The sequence below is a fragment of the Pseudomonas californiensis genome, from assembly GCF_021147775.1.
GTDB classification, from domain to species: domain Bacteria; phylum Pseudomonadota; class Gammaproteobacteria; order Pseudomonadales; family Pseudomonadaceae; genus Aquipseudomonas; species Aquipseudomonas californiensis.
Window position 1 is genome coordinate 40,948 of the sequence record NZ_JAGTPK010000033.1, and the last position, 17,178, is coordinate 58,125.

At 56.4% G+C, this 17,178-nt stretch carries 16 protein-coding genes and 1 other RNA gene; 5 read left to right on the forward strand and 12 right to left on the reverse strand.

Annotated elements, in window-relative coordinates:
• Nucleotides 1-318: 318 nt before the first annotated feature.
• The 3 genes from KDX37_RS23400 to KDX37_RS23410 all read right to left on the reverse strand — a co-directional run bounded on the left by KDX37_RS23400 (nt 319) and on the right by KDX37_RS23410 (nt 1,774).
• Entirely contained in the window at nt 319-810 is a 492-nt protein-coding gene (locus KDX37_RS23400; protein ID WP_231655395.1) for an ImmA/IrrE family metallo-endopeptidase, read from the reverse strand.
• Nucleotides 797-1,174: a helix-turn-helix domain-containing protein gene (locus KDX37_RS23405; RefSeq protein ID WP_231655396.1), complete on the reverse strand. Its 378-nt coding sequence runs from the start codon at nt 1,172-1,174 to the stop codon at nt 797-799. Before KDX37_RS23405 ends, KDX37_RS23400 begins: the two co-directional genes overlap by 14 nt.
• A gap of 198 nt (nt 1,175-1,372) precedes the next feature.
• Complete coding sequence (locus KDX37_RS23410; protein ID WP_231655397.1) at nt 1,373-1,774, reverse strand: hypothetical protein; 402 nt, start codon at nt 1,772-1,774, stop codon at nt 1,373-1,375.
• A 394-nt stretch (nt 1,775-2,168) separates the two neighbouring features.
• Between KDX37_RS23410 and KDX37_RS23415 the strand changes: the two genes are divergently transcribed.
• The gene (locus KDX37_RS23415; RefSeq protein WP_231655398.1) at nt 2,169-3,317 is read left to right on the forward strand and encodes a right-handed parallel beta-helix repeat-containing protein; all 1,149 of its coding nucleotides are present in this window, start codon (nt 2,169-2,171) and stop codon (nt 3,315-3,317) included.
• A gap of 299 nt (nt 3,318-3,616) precedes the next feature.
• On the opposite strand, the gene KDX37_RS23425 is transcribed toward KDX37_RS23415, so the two are convergent.
• The 8 genes from KDX37_RS23425 to KDX37_RS23460 form a co-directional block, all read right to left on the reverse strand.
• Nucleotides 3,617-4,354, reverse strand: coding sequence for a hypothetical protein (locus KDX37_RS23425; RefSeq protein ID WP_231655399.1), 738 nt, complete (start codon nt 4,352-4,354; stop codon nt 3,617-3,619).
• A gap of 112 nt (nt 4,355-4,466) precedes the next feature.
• Nucleotides 4,467-4,854: a transfer-messenger RNA gene (gene ssrA, locus KDX37_RS23430) on the reverse strand.
• A gap of 116 nt (nt 4,855-4,970) precedes the next feature.
• On the reverse strand, nt 4,971-5,255 hold the full coding sequence (locus tag KDX37_RS23435) for a hypothetical protein (protein ID WP_231655400.1): 285 nt from the start codon (nt 5,253-5,255) through the stop codon (nt 4,971-4,973).
• A gap of 195 nt (nt 5,256-5,450) precedes the next feature.
• Nucleotides 5,451-8,270, reverse strand: a complete 2,820-nt coding sequence (locus KDX37_RS23440) for an FAD-binding and (Fe-S)-binding domain-containing protein (RefSeq protein ID WP_231655401.1) — start codon at nt 8,268-8,270, stop codon at nt 5,451-5,453.
• Complete coding sequence (locus tag KDX37_RS23445) at nt 8,267-8,938, reverse strand: LutC/YkgG family protein (protein WP_231655402.1); 672 nt, start codon at nt 8,936-8,938, stop codon at nt 8,267-8,269. Before KDX37_RS23445 ends, KDX37_RS23440 begins: the two co-directional genes overlap by 4 nt.
• Nucleotides 8,935-10,398, reverse strand: a complete 1,464-nt coding sequence (locus tag KDX37_RS23450; protein WP_231655403.1) for a LutB/LldF family L-lactate oxidation iron-sulfur protein — start codon at nt 10,396-10,398, stop codon at nt 8,935-8,937. Before KDX37_RS23450 ends, KDX37_RS23445 begins: the two co-directional genes overlap by 4 nt.
• A complete protein-coding gene (locus KDX37_RS23455; protein ID WP_231655404.1) occupies nt 10,395-11,219 on the reverse strand; it encodes a (Fe-S)-binding protein in 825 nt (274 codons plus the stop codon). Before KDX37_RS23455 ends, KDX37_RS23450 begins: the two co-directional genes overlap by 4 nt.
• A 108-nt stretch (nt 11,220-11,327) precedes the next feature.
• Nucleotides 11,328-13,019, reverse strand: a complete 1,692-nt coding sequence (locus tag KDX37_RS23460; RefSeq protein ID WP_231655405.1) for a lactate permease LctP family transporter — start codon at nt 13,017-13,019, stop codon at nt 11,328-11,330.
• 397 nt (nt 13,020-13,416) lie between these two features.
• Here KDX37_RS23460 and KDX37_RS23465 point away from each other — a divergent pair, with 397 nt between their 5' ends.
• Complete coding sequence (locus KDX37_RS23465; RefSeq protein WP_231655406.1) at nt 13,417-14,184, forward strand: GntR family transcriptional regulator; 768 nt, start codon at nt 13,417-13,419, stop codon at nt 14,182-14,184.
• A gap of 129 nt (nt 14,185-14,313) precedes the next feature.
• Here the strand turns inward: KDX37_RS23465 and smpB are convergent, their stop codons facing one another.
• Nucleotides 14,314-14,796, reverse strand: a complete 483-nt coding sequence (smpB, locus tag KDX37_RS23470) for an SsrA-binding protein SmpB (RefSeq protein WP_231655407.1) — start codon at nt 14,794-14,796, stop codon at nt 14,314-14,316.
• A gap of 113 nt (nt 14,797-14,909) precedes the next feature.
• On the opposite strand from smpB, the gene KDX37_RS23475 reads away from it, so the two are divergent.
• Genes KDX37_RS23475 through KDX37_RS23485 form a run of 3 tightly spaced genes read left to right on the forward strand, consistent with a single transcriptional unit; the run spans nt 14,910 to nt 17,062 of the window.
• Entirely contained in the window at nt 14,910-16,313 is a 1,404-nt protein-coding gene (locus KDX37_RS23475; RefSeq protein WP_231655408.1) for a sodium-dependent transporter, read from the forward strand.
• 7 nt (nt 16,314-16,320) lie between these two features.
• Entirely contained in the window at nt 16,321-16,755 is a 435-nt protein-coding gene (locus KDX37_RS23480) for a type II toxin-antitoxin system RatA family toxin (protein WP_231655409.1), read from the forward strand.
• Nucleotides 16,748-17,062 (forward strand): RnfH family protein, encoded by a 315-nt coding sequence (locus KDX37_RS23485; protein WP_231655410.1) that lies wholly within the window; start codon nt 16,748-16,750, stop codon nt 17,060-17,062. The genes KDX37_RS23480 and KDX37_RS23485 overlap by 8 nt, the downstream gene beginning before the upstream one ends.
• The last annotated feature ends 116 nt before the right edge of the window (nt 17,063-17,178 follow it).

The window sequence follows — 17,178 nt, forward strand, 5'->3', positions numbered from 1 at the left end:
GGCTCTCTAACTACGTCAATTACTTGATGTAGATTTTGAAGGGCTTGCCCACCGCGCGCTGTATATGGCCGCTTTTCAGGCGACGACTCCAGCGAAGGATAAACGTACCCCGTTCGTCGGTATAGGTCATGACCTATCTCCTATTCGGGAGTGACCACCTCTTGAGCGCTGGACATACCTAACGAACGGGACTAGCATACGCACCTGCTACGGAATGCTTCACTAGTGATTCGCGGTTGCGGAAAGCGGGTGGAGAACTTTCCCAGTAGGTTTGTGCCTACTGCCGTTTCTGATCCCTCACGTTTGCGGCGTGAGGGATCAGAAATAATTAATTTCGAGCTGCTTGCTCACCTCTTTTATCCTCAGCATTCCCATCAGCGCATCTGCAAATTCGTCTGCTTGCCATTCTGCGTCTTCTAACTGGTTCCCATTAGTATCCGAGAAGTGCAAGAGAGCTTTGTGACACAAGAAAATATGTCCAAGCTCGTGCAAGAAGATTTTAACGGCGGCTGATTCACCCCTTATAAGTTGTTCATAAAGGGCGTTCGGCATGCAGATAGTTCCACTTTGTGGATCAACCATCGCTCGCGCAATGTCGATCCACTCGTGATCAAAGATTGGGTCGATGTATATGCCGTTTTCTTCTAAGTCTACGATAAACTTTTCGATTCTCGCTGACGTCAGCTGATACCTGTTCACTTTGAATATCTTTGCGACTCTTTCAGCTATGTAGGATATGTCTGCTGAACTCATGGGAGGAACCCTATGCCCCCTCATGACGTATATCGATGGATCATCACTCACCGTCATGTGGTTTCTCCCCATAAATATCATTAAGCAAATTACCTAATTTGGTAAGTTGTTCTTGATTAAGGTCCGAGTTTGCGAAGCCTGCAATAAGCATGCGATGCTGAGGCCTGAGTCCTTCAAGGGAGACTGTCTCATTATCTTCGCAAGCCTTCGCTTTCAGCATCGGCAGGTTCACTTGGATATCATGATCCCCAAAATATTTGGCGATTTTTTCAACCCATTCCATTGGGATTTTGCTTCTGCCTGTTTCCATAGCACTCAGGAAAGCAGGAGATGTACTCAGGCTATTGGCCATCGTGCTGAGTGTGACGCCCAGTGTGCGGCGATACTCTCGGACGGTTGTCCCGAATTTTGAAAGCGACATGGTCAAGGTCCCTTTTCGATTGGTTTCTGATGAGTCATTAAGCCCCGGACGGAGGCCGCTGTCAAGCATTCAACTAGAATACTTTAATGATTGAATTTTGGCGGGGTTTCATTTTGCACGGCTTACCCGTATCGCCAGTGCATAAGATCTGAAGAGTTTCCGCCATGCGCTAATGCCCAAAAAGCGCAGCATTTGCATTTATAAATCCTCCCCAGGCGCAGCTGATCGACGATCGGGGGATGACTTACTAGCTTCTCGCTGTCCCCACATTGCCGGGTCGACGTTCGCCGTGACGAGCAAACTACGGTGCTGATCGATCACGCCTTTGAGACTGTGGATTTCCTTCCATGAATTACTAGCGTCCAGTAGCAGCTGAGAAACCCGGCTTTCAAGCTCCCTGACCTTTAGCCTCAGCCTGTCGCGCTCGAGCGATGCCTCGTTGTGCATGTCTATGAGCTTGGCCAAGTTTTTTCGGTACCGCGTCACTTCGGCTTGAAGCAGGCGGTTTTCCTCCGAAATAAGGTGGGCGTGTTGGCGTAGCATATCGTGCTCGCTGGGGCTGCCGGGCCAGTCTTCGGCGTAGTCGATGATGGGTTCCATGATGTGAATCTCTATACTGTTTTTATATACAGTATTCGAAGGGCTTCGTTTTGGGGAGTGGTGTTCGTCGGCAGGACGCCGGGGAGGGTTGGACCAACTGTGTAAGTCGGCAGGTGCTGATGCGGCCTCCAGCCCTGTAATTACGCTATCAACCCCTCACAAATACTCATGACAAACGCAGTTTTGTTTGCCATAGGCTTTCTACGCGGCGCTGGGCGGCTGAGTAAGTTTTATTTCAATAAAGTCTTTACGGATTTGAAAGGCTGATTGAAATCAGTCGAGAGGCTCTGGCTGATGCCTTATCAAATTCGGCGTTAGCGCTGGCAATATTCATGTTTATCTGTTTTATTGGTGGGGCACTTAAATTGATCTGAGCTAGAGAAGAGGATTTAGAATGGCTGTTAATGTGAAAGATGCTCCTTATAATGCCATTGGTAACGGCGTTGCTAATGACACGGCCGCGATTCAATCAGCTATCAATTCGTTAGGCACAAATGGCGGAACAATCTACTTTCCTGCGGGAACTTACCGTGTAACTTCATTAAATCTACCTAATCAAGGTGTTCAGCTGAGAGGCGATGGCTGGACGGCTTCTCGGATTTCGGGGTCTACCCAAGGCGTGAACATTATCCACGTCACAGGTAACAGCTGCGGAATAGAAGGGCTGCAGATAGGCTTTGCTGGGGCAACCCCCCCAACCATTGCATCGGTAGCTATTTATCTGAGAGGTTGTAACGATACAAGCCTCAGGCATTTTAAAATTGAAAATACTGGTGTTGGCGTTTTTCTCGATCAGGGCACCATCTGCATGATGGAAAGCTTTGAAATGTACACCTTTAGCCAGGCTGGTATTCACGCTAATAACTGGATAGATATCTACGCGACAAACTTTACTTTGCAGGCAAGCGTTGGAGCCTTAATGGGGCAGCTCGCCTGTATCTATATCATTAACGGTTGTGATGCAGTGACAATGTCAAATGCTGACATCCTTTCCGGTAGGAACTCTCTCCGCTGCGTAGGAGGGACAGGCATGCAGTACAGCAATTTTACAAACATATATTTCGATAGCTCGATTGCAGCCCCTGTGGAACTAGTAAACGGCAAGCTGAATCGCTTTACAAACTGCTGGTTCTCCGGGGGAAGGACTCCGGGTGCTCCCGCCGCTGGGTTGTTGGTTGCGGGCGCCAGCGAGACTGAGTTCGTTAACTGCCAGTTTGCGAATAATGGCGGACATGGTGCGTTTGTTACCGCATCATCTCGGAATACCGGGTTCAATTCTTGCCTTTTCGACTCAAATAGTTATTCAGCTGCGCCCGGTACCTATCATGGACTAGCTTTTGATCCCGGTACGCAACGATTTAATGTGGCTAACTGCGTTTTTCGGAATGGAAACTTCACTGGGCAGCAAGGATTTGGACTGCTAATTAATGCGGGCTCAAGTAACTTCTACCGAGTTACGAATTGCACGTTTGAAGGAAATGTTACGGCTGCTCTTAGCGACGGTGGAACTGGTCAGACTAAGGTTCTCACCGGTAACTTTTAGGGTGGATTCGAGTGGCGCTCACGCCCCTTAGCCAAGCGTGCTGCCGAACGAGAGCATCAACATTCGGGATCGTCGCATTCTGCTGGGCGTGGTCACCGCCATCATCAAGCATGAAAATGGCGGCAACCCATATGCGCCGACGGTCATTGCCGAGGGCGTACGGCGGGCTTTGACATGAGTAATATCAATCCATGGGCCGCTGCTGAGGTCAGGGCGATGACGGATCGATCTGGTTTGCTGTGATGTTTGCAACGGCCCGCACAGCGGCAGCAGCGGCATGCGGGGCCAAGTAAAAGGCTTTAGCTAATCAGTTTCAATAGCCCATCAATGACCGGGGAACTGGTTGATATGAGCTCTTGAGTCTTAGCCGTTATCTCGTTGGCAGACGTCAAGGTTTCCAAAATCCTTTTCATCAAGCCTTTGTGTTCCGTCGCATGCTCTGGTTCAGTGCGAACAACCCTAACGACTGATCCGGCGATTTGATCAATGGCCTCATCAATCTTGTTGGGGCCTCCCGAAAGATAGTCAATCAAGCTTGCGCGGAGACCTTCGAGGTTCTTTATGAAGAGCGCTTTCACATCATTCGGCAGATCAGACTCAAGGCATTCACTAAGCAATTCGTTCAGGCGATTCACAAAATCGATGATCCTGGCTCGGACCTCTTCGTCAGCCGCTGGGTAAGATGTACGTAGCACGTGATCGCCGAATTCCAATGCTTGTACAAGCTTATCGTCCAGCTTAGGCAGGAAGGAGCCCCATTGCCCACTGAATGAATGTTGGCTCAGTGCCTTCTTGAGCCGATCTAAATGACTCAAATATAACCCGCTACCGCTTTTGACGCTCTCTTGGACAGTGGTTATGGACGCGTCAACCAGGTCGTTGAAATCTGTGAATTTGCGAGATAGACCAGCTAAGTCATTAGGTTCGACATCGAATGTAGCTGCCCAAGCATCACATATCCTAATACTTCCGTCTTGGCTCCTCGCCTTCACCACATAAGACAGAAGCTTGCCTAGCGGGTTATTGCTATCGGTCATGGTTCACCATTCATGCTGTCATTACGCTGTCATTACGGAGCCAAAACAGCCCCAAAAGGCACAAAAAAAGCACTTGCGAAAAACGCTAAGTGCTTGATTTGTAATGCTTGTATGGTGGAGCCGGGGGGATTTGAACCCCCGTCCGCCAGTACTCCGCTGTCGGTACTACATGCGTAGCCGTGTCTATTAAGTTAACCCTCAGCGACCCGACGGGCAGGGTGCATTGGGCGAGTTGTGTAAGTTTTAGTCGCTTCGTCCACAACGTACTAGGCGACGATTCTGTTCTATATGACAATCATTTTGGGTTTACAGACATCCCCTGATGATTGCTGGAGCCGAAGCTACCAGAAGTGCGGCTAGGCTGCTTACGCAGCTAGTTGAGCACCGTAGTTTTCGTCATTGGCAACTATAGAAAGTTGCAACAGTGGATTTACGAGTTCTGTTACCAACTCGGCATGCACCTAAAGTTTCATCACCGGCGTCGAATCCTAATCGGCCCCGAGACTGCTTTCGCAATCGCTGGGACGAAGTGTACGCCTGTTTGCGTGACACGTCGACCCATCTGCTGCAGCCGATGAGGCTCGCCTTGACGGCCGGCCTCATCAGGCATCAGGTGTTACTTGGCGCCTTCGCTGCCTGAGCCGGTGTTTTTCATGGCAGTGATGGCTTTGGTGGTGAGCTCTTTGCAGGTTTTCTCATCACCCTTGGCTTTGGCGGCCATGGCGTCTTTCTCGGTTTTTTCCAGAATCGCTTTGTTTTCAGGGCTCAGGTTGGTGCCGGAGGAAACCTGGGCATCCTTGATGGTCTGGATGTTGGCATCGCACAGATCATCCGCAGCAAATACCGGCGAAGCCAACAGAGCAGCGCTGAGGAACAATCCTGAGAGGGCGGTACGCTTCATGTGTTTCTCCTTATAGCCTGTGGACTCGGTATGGCGGGTATTTGAAGCCGTCGCCCGAGGTCGTTAAAGCCCCACTCTTGTGGGGTACTGAAAGGATTGACTGTGATGAAACGCAGGGGTTCTATTTATTTTCGTTCTAATGGGAAAAAGCCACTTTGACGCCTTCAAGCACCAGAATGGGGCGATCTGCCGAGTTCATGCAGGTTCGTGCCGTTTCGCTTGGGTGACACGGTCCACCAGATACACCAGCCCGTGGTAGTCGATGCCGCCATGTTGCGAGAGGCCGATTTCGCAGGTTCGGCTGGTAGAAATACCCTCGCCGCAATACTGAACGGCGTTCTTGAGCGTGCGCAGTGAGTGAGCGTTCAGCTCTGGCGTGGTGAAGCCTTTGTCGCCCGCGAAGCCGCAGCAATGGATGCCTTCCGGGACTACCACGTTGACGCTGCACAGTCTCGCAAGCTCAATGAGTGCCTGGCCTTCGCCGAGGTGCTGCGTGCTGCAGGTGACGTGCACCGCGACAGGCTCTTGCTGCGGGGTGAAGGTCAGTTTGTCCAGCAGGTGCGTACGGATGAAACGAACCGGGTCATACAGGTCCAGATGCTGATCCTTGAGGTCCTGAATCAGGCGCAGTGTGCACGGGCTGGTGTCGCAATAAATCGGATCAAGGCCGCCCCGGCTGGCTTTGCTCAGCGCAGCGAGCAACTGCTGACGTTTCGTTTCAGCCTGCTCGTTGTAGCCTTTCGAGGCGAATGGCTGGCCGCAGCACAGGCTGTCCTGACCCTCCGGGAAGACGACCTGGTAGCCGGCTTTTTCCAGCAGGTTGCGGGTCTTGTCCAGCAGCGATGTCTGTTCCTTGTCTTTCGCGGACGGGCCCATGGCTCTGGAGACGCACGCCGCGAGATACACCACCCTGGGGCGTTGATCTTCGACGGGCGCCACGAAGCGGATAGCCTGTTCGGCCTGGGGCATCGCAGCCGTCCATTGCGGGACGCGTCCGGCAGACAGTTTGCTCAATGCCGCCGACCATCGCGTCAGGCGTGGCGCGCCCAGCAGCATGCGTCCACCGTTGGTGGCATGCAGCATGAAGCGCGCCCCTTGCAGTGCGGTCTTGAAGTTATAGGCAATCCAGTCAGCGGTTTTCACATGGCTGGTTTCCTGGCTGCGCAGCTTCTTGATCAGCTCACCCGTGTTGATACCGACCGGGCAGCGCTGAGCGCACAGCCCTGTGGCCGCGCAGGTGTCGATGCCGTGATAGTGGTAGTCGCGCTCGAGCTTTGCGGTGTCTGCTCCCGCCCGTTTTTTGGCCTGAATATCGCGCCAGATGACGATGCGTTGTCGAGGGCTCAAGGTCAGCCCGTTGGAAGGGCAGACCGGTTCGCAAAAGCCGCACTCGATGCATTTGTCGACGATTTCATCGGCAGCGGGCAACGGCTTGAGATGCTTCAAGTGGATCTGCGGATCGGTGCTGAGCACTACGTCCGGGTTGAGAATGCCATTGGGGTCGAGCAGGCGTTTGAGTTGCCACATCAACTGGTACGCGTCCGTGCCCCATTCCTTTTCCACGAAGGGCGCCATGTTGCGCCCCGTGCCGTGCTCGGCCTTGAGTGAGCCGCCAAATTCGACTGCAACCAGTTCAGCCACGTCTTCCATGAACGCCTGATAGCGGGCAACTTCTGCCGGATTATTGAAGCCCTGCGTGAAGACGAAATGCAGGTTGCCCTCCAGCGCATGGCCGAACAGGATGGCTTCGTCGTAGTGATGCTGCTCGAACAGGCTGATCAGGCGTCGAACGCCCATCGCCAGGTGTTCAACCGGGAAGGTCACGTCTTCGATGATGACAGTGGTGCCGGTTTCACGCACTGCACCGACCGCCGGGAACGTGTCTTTGCGGATGGCCCACAGGCGAGCGTTTTCAAGCGGATCGTGGGTGAAGTCGACCTGCTTCTCGACGGGGAAGGGCATCAGCGAACTCGTGATCTGAATCAGTTGTTCATCCAGCAGCGCTCGGGTCGCGGCGCGGGCTTCGATCAGCAGTGCGCAGGCGTTCTGCGACAGTTCACGTACGAAAGCCGGCATGCCGGGTTTGTCCTGCACGGAGCGCATGCTGCGTCGGTCGAGCAATTCGACCGCAGCGACCGGCTGGCTCTTCAGTACGGTGACGGCGTTGCAGCAGGTCTCGACATCCGGGAAGACAATCAGCGCCGATGCCTTGTGTGGGTGGTCGGGCACGGTGTTGTAGGTCACTGCGCTGATGAACCCCAGCGTGCCTTCCGAACCCACCAGCAGGTGGCTGAGAATATCCAGCGGCTCTTCGAAGTCCACCAAGGCGTTGAGTGACAGGCCGGTGGTGTTTTTCAGGCGGTACTTGTGGCGAATTCTGGCGGCCAGTTCAGTGTTGGCGCGGGTGTCGTGACCCAGCCTGCCGAGCTGTTCCAGCAGCGCGGCGTGGCTTGTGCGAAACGCTGCGACGCTGCTGGCGTCTTCGGTGTCCAGTACGGTGCCATCGGCCAGCACCAGGCGAATGCCTGCCAGCGTGTGATAGGTGTTCTGTGCTGTGCCGCAGCACATGCCGCTGGCGTTGTTGGCGACGATGCCGCCGATTTTGCAGGCGTTGATCGACGCAGGGTCGGGGCCGATCTTGCGTCCGAACGGCGCCAACCAGGCATTGGCCTGTGCGCCAATGACACCAGGTTGCAGGCGGATTTGCCGGCCTTGATCGCGAATGTCTTTACCGTTCCAGTGGTCGCCGAGCACCAGTAAGACCGAGTCGCTGATGGCTTGCCCGGAAAGGCTGGTGCCTGCTGCGCGAAAGGTCACAGCGACCCGTTCTGCGTGCGCCAGTCTCAGCAGCGCGACTACCTCGTCTTCGGACTCGACACGGATCACCAGTTTGGGGATCAGCCGATAGAAGCTCGCGTCCGTACCAAAGGCCAATGTCGATAATGGGTCATCGAAACGGCGGGTTGCGGGGATCAGGCGTTGCGCTTGCTCTAGAAATGCCGCAGACACACTCATGCATCCTCCACGATCAGAACGATAAGGTCTTTCGGGCCGTGGGCACCGTACGCCAGCACTTGTTCAATATCGGCGGTTTTCGACGGGCCGGACACCAGCAGCGCGTTGGTCGGCATGCCGCCTGCCCAGTTTTGTTTCAATTGCGCCTCGTACAAATTGTCGTAGATCTGGCTGGCGTAGAGCAGGGCGAAATGAACTGGCGGCACCAGGCTCATCAGGCGCGGCTCGTCTCGCGTGGGCCAGATGATCAGGCTGCCGGTGGCCGCAATGGCGCCCAGGGTGCTGGTGAAGCTCGCAGGTGTGTCATCGAACAGGTCTTTTTTCCACTCTTCGATGGGGCGGTCGTAGGTTTTGAGTGCAGGCAGGTCGGGCTGGGTTGACCAATGCTCCGTGATCCTGCGGCCCAGCGGCGTGCCGGGCGCGACCAGGAGGCTTGGCAACTGACGGTCACGTGCCAGTTCGCCCAGTCGGCGTGGCCAGTCGGCTTCGTTGCACAAATGGATTTCGGTGTGCACGGCTTCCATCAATGTGCGCAAGTGAGCAACGCGGTTTTCTGCCGAATAGCGCCACGGTTCGGTGACCAGCGCTTCGTTGAAATTGTCGGCGACGGGTGTGGTGCCGGTCAGGCTGTTGCGCAGCTTGGCGAGGATGTTGTGCTTGGCGCTCATTGTTTATCTCCAGAGTTGCCAGACAAATGCTCACGGGCCATTTCATGCAGTGAGCGCGCGGCAGGTTTGGGCGCGCTGTGGTTTTGTGTCCATGGGCCGACATTGCCGGGCATCAGGTTGCGCAGGCGTGTGGCGAAAAAGCCGAAGACGCGATACAGCACAGGCGAGGTGTTGAGGGTCGACCAGGCATTCCAGATGAAGCGCTCTTTGCGCGAGTATTTACGGCCTTGATCGCGCATGACGCGGTTGGGGGCGTCCGGTGCTTTGACGTTCTCTTCGCGCAACCGGCGCAGTAGGGCGGGGATCGGAATCTTCACCGGGCAGACTTCGCCGCAGGCGCCGCACAAAGAGGACGCGCTCGGGTGATCCGGGACCTTGGTCAAACCTGCCATGTGCGGTGTGATGATTTTGCCGATCGGGCCTGGATAAACCTCGCCATAGGCATGGCCGCCGACGCGGGTGTACACCGGGCAATGGTTCATGCACGCGCCGCAACGAATGCAGTTGAGGGTCTGGCGCAGTTCGCTGTCGGCAAAGGCCTGGCTGCGACCATTGTCCAGCAACACCAGGTGCACTTCCTGCGGGCCATCCAGTTCATGCGCCTTGCGCGGCCCGGAAATCATGTTGACGTAGGTGGTGATCGGGATGCCCAGCGCCGAGCGGGTCAGCAGCGAGAGAAGCGGCACGGTGTCGCGCAGGTTCTCGACGACTTTTTCAATCCCCGTCACAGCAATGTGTACGGGCGGCACGCTGGTGACCATGCGCCCGTTGCCTTCATTTTCCACCAGCAAAAGCGTGCCGGTTTCTGCGACGGCGAAGTTGACGCCCGAGACGCCGATGTCGGCCTCGAAGAATTTCTGACGCAGTACGCGACGGCCGATCTGGATCAACTGGTCGACATCGGTGGTGTAGTCCACGCCCAGTTTTTCATGGAAGAGCTTGCCGACCTGTCCTGCGTTCTTGTGGATGGCGGGCATGATGATGTGCGAGGGCTTTTCGTGGTCCATCTGCACGATGTATTCGCCCATGTCCGCTTCCAGGCACTCGATGCCGCGCTCACCCAGAAAGTCGTTCATCTCCATTTCTTCGCTGACCATCGACTTGCCCTTGATCACCTGTCTGGCTTCATGAGCGTTGACGATGGACATCACGATGTCATTGGCTTCTTCGACCGTTTCGGCCCAGTGCACCTTGACGCCATTGCGGATCAGATTGCGCTCCAGTTGCTCCAGCAGGTCGGGCAGTTTGGACAGGGCGCGTGCGCGAATCGCGTTGCCCAGCGAGCGCAGGTCTTCTCGTTCATCCGGGTTGCTGAAGGCCGCGGCACGCTTGGTCATCAGCGAATCCATGGCGCGCCGGAAATTACCTCGCAACTGCGGGTCGCCCAGCGCGTCGTGAGCACGTGCGCGGAAGTCCGGCTCGTGGAGTTCGACCGCGGGGATACGGGTCTGCATGTTCATCGCTGGCCTCCGGTGCGTTGCCAAAGAAAGCTCGCCAGGTGCTGACCGCGTATCGCCTCGCGCTGTTTTTCCAGCGAACCGTTGATGTTCATCAGGCAGCCGCAATCAGCGGTGAGGATCTGGTCGGCGCCGGATTCCTTCAGCGCGCGGGTCTTGTCGGCGACCATCGCGCCGGAAATGTCCGGCATGCGAGCGCTGAACGTCCCGCCAAAACCGCAGCATTCGCTCTCATGGTCATGATCGACGCGCTCGACATTGCCCAGCTGCGCCAGCAATTCGCGGGCATGCAGGTGAGTGTTCATTTCGCGGCGCGCCGAGCACGAGGTGTGCAAAGCGATTTTGGTCGGCCGGCCCTGATCGCTCAGGCGCGCCTTGCAGACGTGCAATAAAAATTCTGTCAACTCGTAGGTGCGTTCCGCCAGATGACGGACTTGCTCAAGCAGTTGAGGATCGTCTTTGAACAGGTCGGGATAATGTTCACGAAACATACCCGCACAGGAACCGGACGGCACCACGACAGGGTCATCACCTGCGAACAATGCCAGTTGGGCGCGAGCCACATCGCGGGCCTGATCGGTATAACCCGAGGTATAGGCCGGTTGGCCACAACAGCTTTGCGCCTGTGGATAAACCACCTCAATGCCTTCACGTTCAAGCAAGTGAATGGCGTCCATCCCGGCTTCTGGAAAAAACAGGTCCACCACGCATGTGCCAAACAGGTAAACCCGTTTCGGCTTCTGGTTGGGGTACTGGCGAGGCGCAGGCCGAGGCGGTGCGACACGTGTGGCATTGGGTACGGCGTTGTAAAAAAGCTCACTCATCAGATGTTTCTCCGGGTGGGCCCGGTTATCCGTCCAGCAAGCCGGACGGCTTATGAATGGCTGACGCCGACGGGTCGAACCGGCGTCAGTGTGTACGTCATCGCGTGATCAATGCACCAGCATGCCGGTAAACCAGTAGGCCTGTGCGTAGGTGATACAACCCACGATAGTGGCGAAAAACAGGCTGTGCTTGAGCGTGAAGCGGAACAGGTCCGATTCTTTGCCGACCAGACCGGTGGCCGCACACGCCACGGCAATGGATTGCGGCGAGATCATCTTGCCGGTCACACCGCCGCTGGAGTTGGCGGCCACCATCAGGATGTCGCTGACGCCAACCTGGTGGGCGGTGGTGGCCTGCAATGAGCCGAACAGCGCGTTGGCCGAGGTGTCGGAGCCGGTCAGGAATACGCCCAGCCAACCCAGAAATGGCGAGAAGAACGGGAAGGCTGCGCCCGTGCCCGCCAGCACCAGTGCCAAGGTGGATGACATGCCGGAGTAGTTCATGACGAAAGCGAACGCCAATACCATACCGATCGAGACGATCGCCCAGCGCAACTCGATAAGGGTCTCTTTGAAAGTGGTAAGACCAATCTTCGGCGTGATGCGCAGCACCAGCATGGCCAGAATGGCGGAGAACAGAATCGCCGTGCCTGACGCAGCAATCAGATCGAATTTATAGACAGCGGGCATAGCCGTGACCTTGGCCACGATGGGCGCGGTCTTCATCACCAGTTGGTCCAGATGCGGCACCGGCACGTTGAATGTCCAGGCTTGCATGGCACCGCCCGGCGCGAACATGGCCTTGAACGGTTTGAGCGTCCAGAGGGTGACCATGCCGGTGAGGATCAGGAACGGCGACCAGGCCTTGATGATCTGCCCAATGCTGTAAGGCGAAGCGGTGGCCGTGCGTGGCTGGCCGAGGCCGCCTGGGCTGCCCATGACCGCCGCCGAACCGCCGCCGACTACGACCGCGTCCGAGGCGCGTTTTGGCTGCCAGACCTTCAGGAACAGGGTCAGTGAAATGATGCTGACCAGTGCCGAGGTGATGTCTGGCAGTTCCGGGCCAATGAAGTTGGAGGTCAGGAACTGGGTGATGGCGAATGTGGTGCCGGCAATCAACGCCGCCGGCCAGGTCTCTTTGACACCCCGCACGCCGTCCATCATGAACATCAGCCAGAACGGCACGAAGATCGACAGGAATGGCAATTGACGACCGGCCATGGCGCCGATCTTGAACGCGTCGAGCCCGGACACTTGGCCTGCCACAATGATTGGAATGCCCAACGCGCCAAACGCGACTGGTGCGGTGTTGGCAATCAGGCACAGGCCTGCGGCGTATAGGGGGTTGAGACCAAGCCCCACCAGCAGGGCCGCAGTAATGGCAACTGGCGCGCCGAACCCTGCTGCACCTTCCAGAAATGCACCGAAGCAGAAGCCGATCAGCAAAACCTGCAGGCGCTGGTCATCGGTGATGGCCATGACCGAGCTGCGAATGATTTCGAACTGACCACTTTTGACGGTGAGTTTGTAGAGGAACACCGCCGCAACAATGATCCACGCAATTGGCCACAGGCCGTATGCGAAACCATAACCTGCCGCGGCCAGGGCCATGTCCGTAGGCATCTGGAAGGCAAAGATCGCCACCAGTATCGACAGCGCGAGCGTGATGCTTCCCGCGATGTGGCCTTTGAGTCGGAAGACGGCGAGCGCCAGGAAGAAGAACACGATCGGGATCATTGCGGCAGCGGCCGAAAGGCCCAGGCTGCCCAGAGGTGTATAGAGTTGTTGCCAAGTCTGCATGTTGGTGGCCCCTAATTGTTTTTGGTTAGGCCCGATGTTCAGTGCGCGTGGCTTCGACTCGACGTCACTTGAGGTGCGCGTCTGGTCGATGCTGACGATGTTTCGCACAGCTCACCAGCTCAAGCCTTTCTTTCTGGAAAGGTCTTGCAGCGTGATGGAGGTAAACCGCCAAACGCTGGCATTGGATAATTGGTAATACCAATTTACAATGTCTGACGGCTAGAATAGTGGCCTTGTATTTGGTGTGTCAATTTGGCTGCGCAAGACATTTGTATCAATCGTCTCGTCTGGCCCTGCTGATCAGGGGTGTTGTATTGAATCTGGCAGGTGTGTCGCGGACGGCAATCAGCCAGAATACGCGGCCCCGACAACAGGCCGGGAATGTGGAGTAAGGGTTATGGGCTTTGATCAGGTGCGTCAGCGCCGTTTGTCTGACGACATCGTCGAGCAACTGGAAAAGATGATTCTTGAAGGCACCCTCAAGTCAGGAGGGCGTTTACCGGCCGAGCGAACACTGGCTGAGCAGTTCGGTGTTTCCAGGCCCTCCCTGCGTGAAGCGATCCAGAAACTCACGGCGAAAGGCCTGCTGATCAGCCGTCAGGGTGGCGGCAATTATGTGGTCGAGAACATAGGCTCGACGTTCAGCGATCCGCTGCTGCACCTGTTGGAAAGCAGCCCTGATGCACAGCGCGACCTGCTGGAGTTTCGTCATACGCTGGAGGCGTCCTGCGCTTACTACGCGGCCATGCGGGCGACCGAGATGGATCGCGAACGGCTGCGTCTGGCGTTTGAGGTGTTGCAGGACTGCTATACGCGCGTCGACGAAGTGAGCCGGGCCGAGGAGGGCGCAGCTGATGCCAGTTTCCATCTGGCGATTGCCGAAGCGAGCCACAATGCGGTGTTGCTGCACACCATTCGCGGTTTGTTCGATTTGCTCAAGCGCAATGTGGTGATCAACATCGGCGGGATGTACAAGCAGCGCGCAGAAACCCGCGACATGCTCATCAAGCAGCATCGGGAATTGTACCTGGCGATTATCGAAGGGCGTGCCGAAGAGGCGCGTGAGGTGTCCAGTCGTCACCTGACGTACGTGCAGGAAGTGCTGGAAGAGGTACGCCAACAGGTTCAGCGCACAGCTCGGGCGGAGCGGCGCAATACCATGTGATCTGCATTGACGGAAGCTTTAGAGGTTGGCCGCAGCATGGACAGTACATCCACTGAAGATGTATCGCCCATGCCCCACCCTTCGCCAGCAAGCTGGCTCGCACGTTGTCCATTGGGGCTCAGGGCGAACTCAGTCGTCCTTGCCTTTGGTCCGAACGGCGCGCTGCAGCTCACGATCCGAATCGCGTTCGCGTTCGGTGTGGCGCTTGTCGTATTCCTTCTTGCCTTTACCCAGAGCAATTTCGCACTTGATCAAGTGCTGCTTCCAGTAAATGGAGAGGGCGACGCAGGCGTAGCCTTTCTGCTGGACAGACGTGATGAGCTTTTCAAGCTCGCGCTGGTTCAGCAGCAGTTTACGGGTGCGTGTCGGGTCAGCGATGACGTGCGTGCTGGCTGTCTTGAGAGGCGTGATATGGCAGCCCATCAGCCAGGCCTCGCCATCCTTGAGCAGCACGTAACTGTCAACCAGCTGTACCTTGTTGGCACGCAGACTTTTTACTTCCCAGCCAGCCAGGACCAGACCGGCCTCGAACTTGTGTTCGATGAAGTAATCGTGTCGCGCCTTCTTGTTCTGCGCGATGGTCCCTGTAGGGTGTTTCTTGAGCTTAGCCATAGGGGCCGCATTATAGGCAGTTGCTTCAATGTCGGCTACGGGAAAGCGTGTGCTTGAGCACAATGGTTGAATCCCGGACAATGCGCGCTCTTTTTTGTGTGGGCGTTTCAACAATGTCGACGGACAAGGTTTCGGTCCACGGTAGCTGGGCAAGCCGCTGGGTGTTCATTCTTGCTGCCACAGGTTCCGCAGTCGGGCTGGGCAGTATCTGGAAATTCCCCTACATGGTCGGCGCTTACGGCGGCGGTGCGTTTGTACTGGTGTTTCTGGCCTGCATCGCGCTGATCGGTATTCCGGTGATGATGGCCGAGACGCTGATCGGTCGTCGCGCACGGTTGAGCCCGGCCAACGCGCTGAAGACGCTGGCAGTCGAGTCTGGTCATTCGGCGCGCTGGTCGTGGGGTGCTTTTGCCGGGATGATCACGGCATTGCTGATTCTCTCTTTCTATAGCGTGGTCGGTGGTTGGTCGCTGGACTACATCATCGACATGGGGCGCGGCGATTTTCAGGGTGTTACGGCTGAGCAGGTGGGCGGCTACTTTGGCGCGGTCATCGCTGATCCGTGGCGCCTGACACTCTGGCACACGGTGTTCATGCTGTTGTCCGCTGTGGTGATCGGCAAGGGTGTGGAGGCGGGCCTGGAGCGCAGCCTGCGCATCATGATGCCAATGCTGTTCCTGTTGATGCTGATTCTGCTGGGCTACAGCCTGACGACCGGCCACTTCATGGAAGGCGTGCACTTCATGTTCGATTTCAACCCGGACAAAGTGCTCGATGGGTTGCTGCCGGCCATGGGGCATGCGTTCTTTTCGCTGAGTGTGGGTGTCGGCTCGATCATGGTCTACGGCGCTTACATGACCAAGGGCGCTTCCATCAGCACCACAGTGGTCGGCATCGCGTTGCTCGATACTTTTGTTTCGCTGCTGGCAGGCCTGGCATTGTTTCCGATTGTGTTCGCTGCGGGTCTGAACCCCAGCGAAGGGCCGGGCCTGATGTTTGTCACGCTGCCTTTCGCGTTCGGCAACGTAGCGTTTGGTCAGTTGATGGGCGTAGTGTTCTTCGTACTGGTCGCGGTGGCTGCCTGGAGTTCGGCGATTTCGCTGCTGGAACCCATGGTCGCGTATCTGGTGGAACGCACTGGTGTACGGCGTGCCTGGGTCACGTTCTGGCTGGCGTTCAGCTGCTGGTTTGTCGGGCTTGGAACGGTTTTCTCGTTCAATATCTGGCAAAAGGCCAAGTTTTTCGTGAACGATGACGGTGCATTTCACCTCTACCAATGGGGCGCAACCAATGGCCTGGACTTCTTTGGAGTCATCGACTTCTTCACTTCGCGGATCATGTTGCCGCTGGGTGGATTATGTTTTGTAGTATTCGCTGGTTGGGTGATGGGCCGTGAGGCGGTGCGTGACGAGTTGTCGATTCGCAGCCCGCTGCTGTTCAACCTGACGTTCTTTTTGATGCGCTACGTGGCGCCGCTCGGCATTCTTGTGGTGTTTGCCGCTCAGCTCTGGAAATGACGCTCACATGACTACGCATATTCAACGCTCTGCCCTGTTGCCCTATCCGGCCCGGTTTCTTTATGACCTGGTCAACGACGTGGCTCGTTACCCCGAGTTCCTCCCGTGGTGCTCTTCGGCAACCGTGCTTGATGCCAGTGAAGAGCAGATGCGCGCCAGCCTCGAGATTGCAAAAGGAGGGCTCAGTCAGAAGTTCGTGACGCGCAACACGCTCATACCGGGTGAGTCGATCGTGATGGACCTGGTTGAGGGGCCTTTCGAGCAGTTGCACGGCGTCTGGACATTCAAGCCGCTGGGCGAGAAGGCCTGCAAGATCAGCCTCGATCTGTCGTTCGATTACGCGGGCCCTATCGTGCGCGCAACACTTGGGCCACTGTTCAACCAGGCGGCCAACACGCTGGTGGATGCGTTCTGTCAGCGCGCCAAGCAACTGCATGTCTGAGGCGTTGATCCCGATCGAGGTGGTCTACGCCTCTGTAGAACGACAAGCCTTGATCAGCGTCGAAGTGCCGGCAGCATCAACCGTGCGTCAGGCGTTGATGGCGTCCGGTATCGACAAGCAGTTTCCGGAGCTTGATCTGGCCAGTTGTATGGTGGGTATCTTCGGTAAGGTGATTAGTGATCCGGCTGCGCGCTGCATTGAGGCCGGTGAGCGAATCGAAATCTATCGACCGCTGCTGGCTGATCCCATGGAGGTCAGGCGGTTGCGAGCGGCCAGGGCGCGCTTGAACAGAACGTCTTCCAGCTGAATACGAGCTGAACGCAATGTCTAGTCCTGAAATAGGTTTACACCTATTTCAGTCTCAAAGCGCCCGATGCACCGCATCGGGCGTTTTGTATTTCAAGGACAGATGCGGCCGCTCCC

Excerpts from the sequence above, each read along its gene's own strand:
- KDX37_RS23445 (WP_231655402.1), bottom strand. The coding sequence starts at position 8,938 with ATGAGCGCCAAGCACAACATCCTCGCCAAGCTGCGCAACAGCCTGACC.
- KDX37_RS23415 (WP_231655398.1), top strand. The coding sequence starts at position 2,169 with ATGGCTGTTAATGTGAAAGATGCTCCTTATAATGCCATTGGTAACGGC.
- KDX37_RS23475 (WP_231655408.1), top strand. The coding sequence starts at position 14,910 with ATGTCGACGGACAAGGTTTCGGTCCACGGTAGCTGGGCAAGCCGCTGG.
- KDX37_RS23460 (WP_231655405.1), bottom strand. The coding sequence starts at position 13,019 with ATGCAGACTTGGCAACAACTCTATACACCTCTGGGCAGCCTGGGCCTT.
- KDX37_RS23410 (WP_231655397.1), bottom strand. The coding sequence starts at position 1,774 with ATGGAACCCATCATCGACTACGCCGAAGACTGGCCCGGCAGCCCCAGC.
- KDX37_RS23405 (WP_231655396.1), bottom strand. The coding sequence starts at position 1,174 with ATGTCGCTTTCAAAATTCGGGACAACCGTCCGAGAGTATCGCCGCACA.
- KDX37_RS23480 (WP_231655409.1), top strand. The coding sequence starts at position 16,321 with ATGACTACGCATATTCAACGCTCTGCCCTGTTGCCCTATCCGGCCCGG.
- KDX37_RS23400 (WP_231655395.1), bottom strand. The coding sequence starts at position 810 with ATGACGGTGAGTGATGATCCATCGATATACGTCATGAGGGGGCATAGG.
- KDX37_RS23425 (WP_231655399.1), bottom strand. The coding sequence starts at position 4,354 with ATGACCGATAGCAATAACCCGCTAGGCAAGCTTCTGTCTTATGTGGTG.
- KDX37_RS23440 (WP_231655401.1), bottom strand. The coding sequence starts at position 8,270 with ATGAGTGTGTCTGCGGCATTTCTAGAGCAAGCGCAACGCCTGATCCCC.
- KDX37_RS23485 (WP_231655410.1), top strand. The coding sequence starts at position 16,748 with ATGTCTGAGGCGTTGATCCCGATCGAGGTGGTCTACGCCTCTGTAGAA.
- smpB (WP_231655407.1), bottom strand. The coding sequence starts at position 14,796 with ATGGCTAAGCTCAAGAAACACCCTACAGGGACCATCGCGCAGAACAAG.
- KDX37_RS23465 (WP_231655406.1), top strand. The coding sequence starts at position 13,417 with ATGGGCTTTGATCAGGTGCGTCAGCGCCGTTTGTCTGACGACATCGTC.
- KDX37_RS23435 (WP_231655400.1), bottom strand. The coding sequence starts at position 5,255 with ATGAAGCGTACCGCCCTCTCAGGATTGTTCCTCAGCGCTGCTCTGTTG.
- KDX37_RS23455 (WP_231655404.1), bottom strand. The coding sequence starts at position 11,219 with ATGAGTGAGCTTTTTTACAACGCCGTACCCAATGCCACACGTGTCGCA.
- KDX37_RS23450 (WP_231655403.1), bottom strand. The coding sequence starts at position 10,398 with ATGAACATGCAGACCCGTATCCCCGCGGTCGAACTCCACGAGCCGGAC.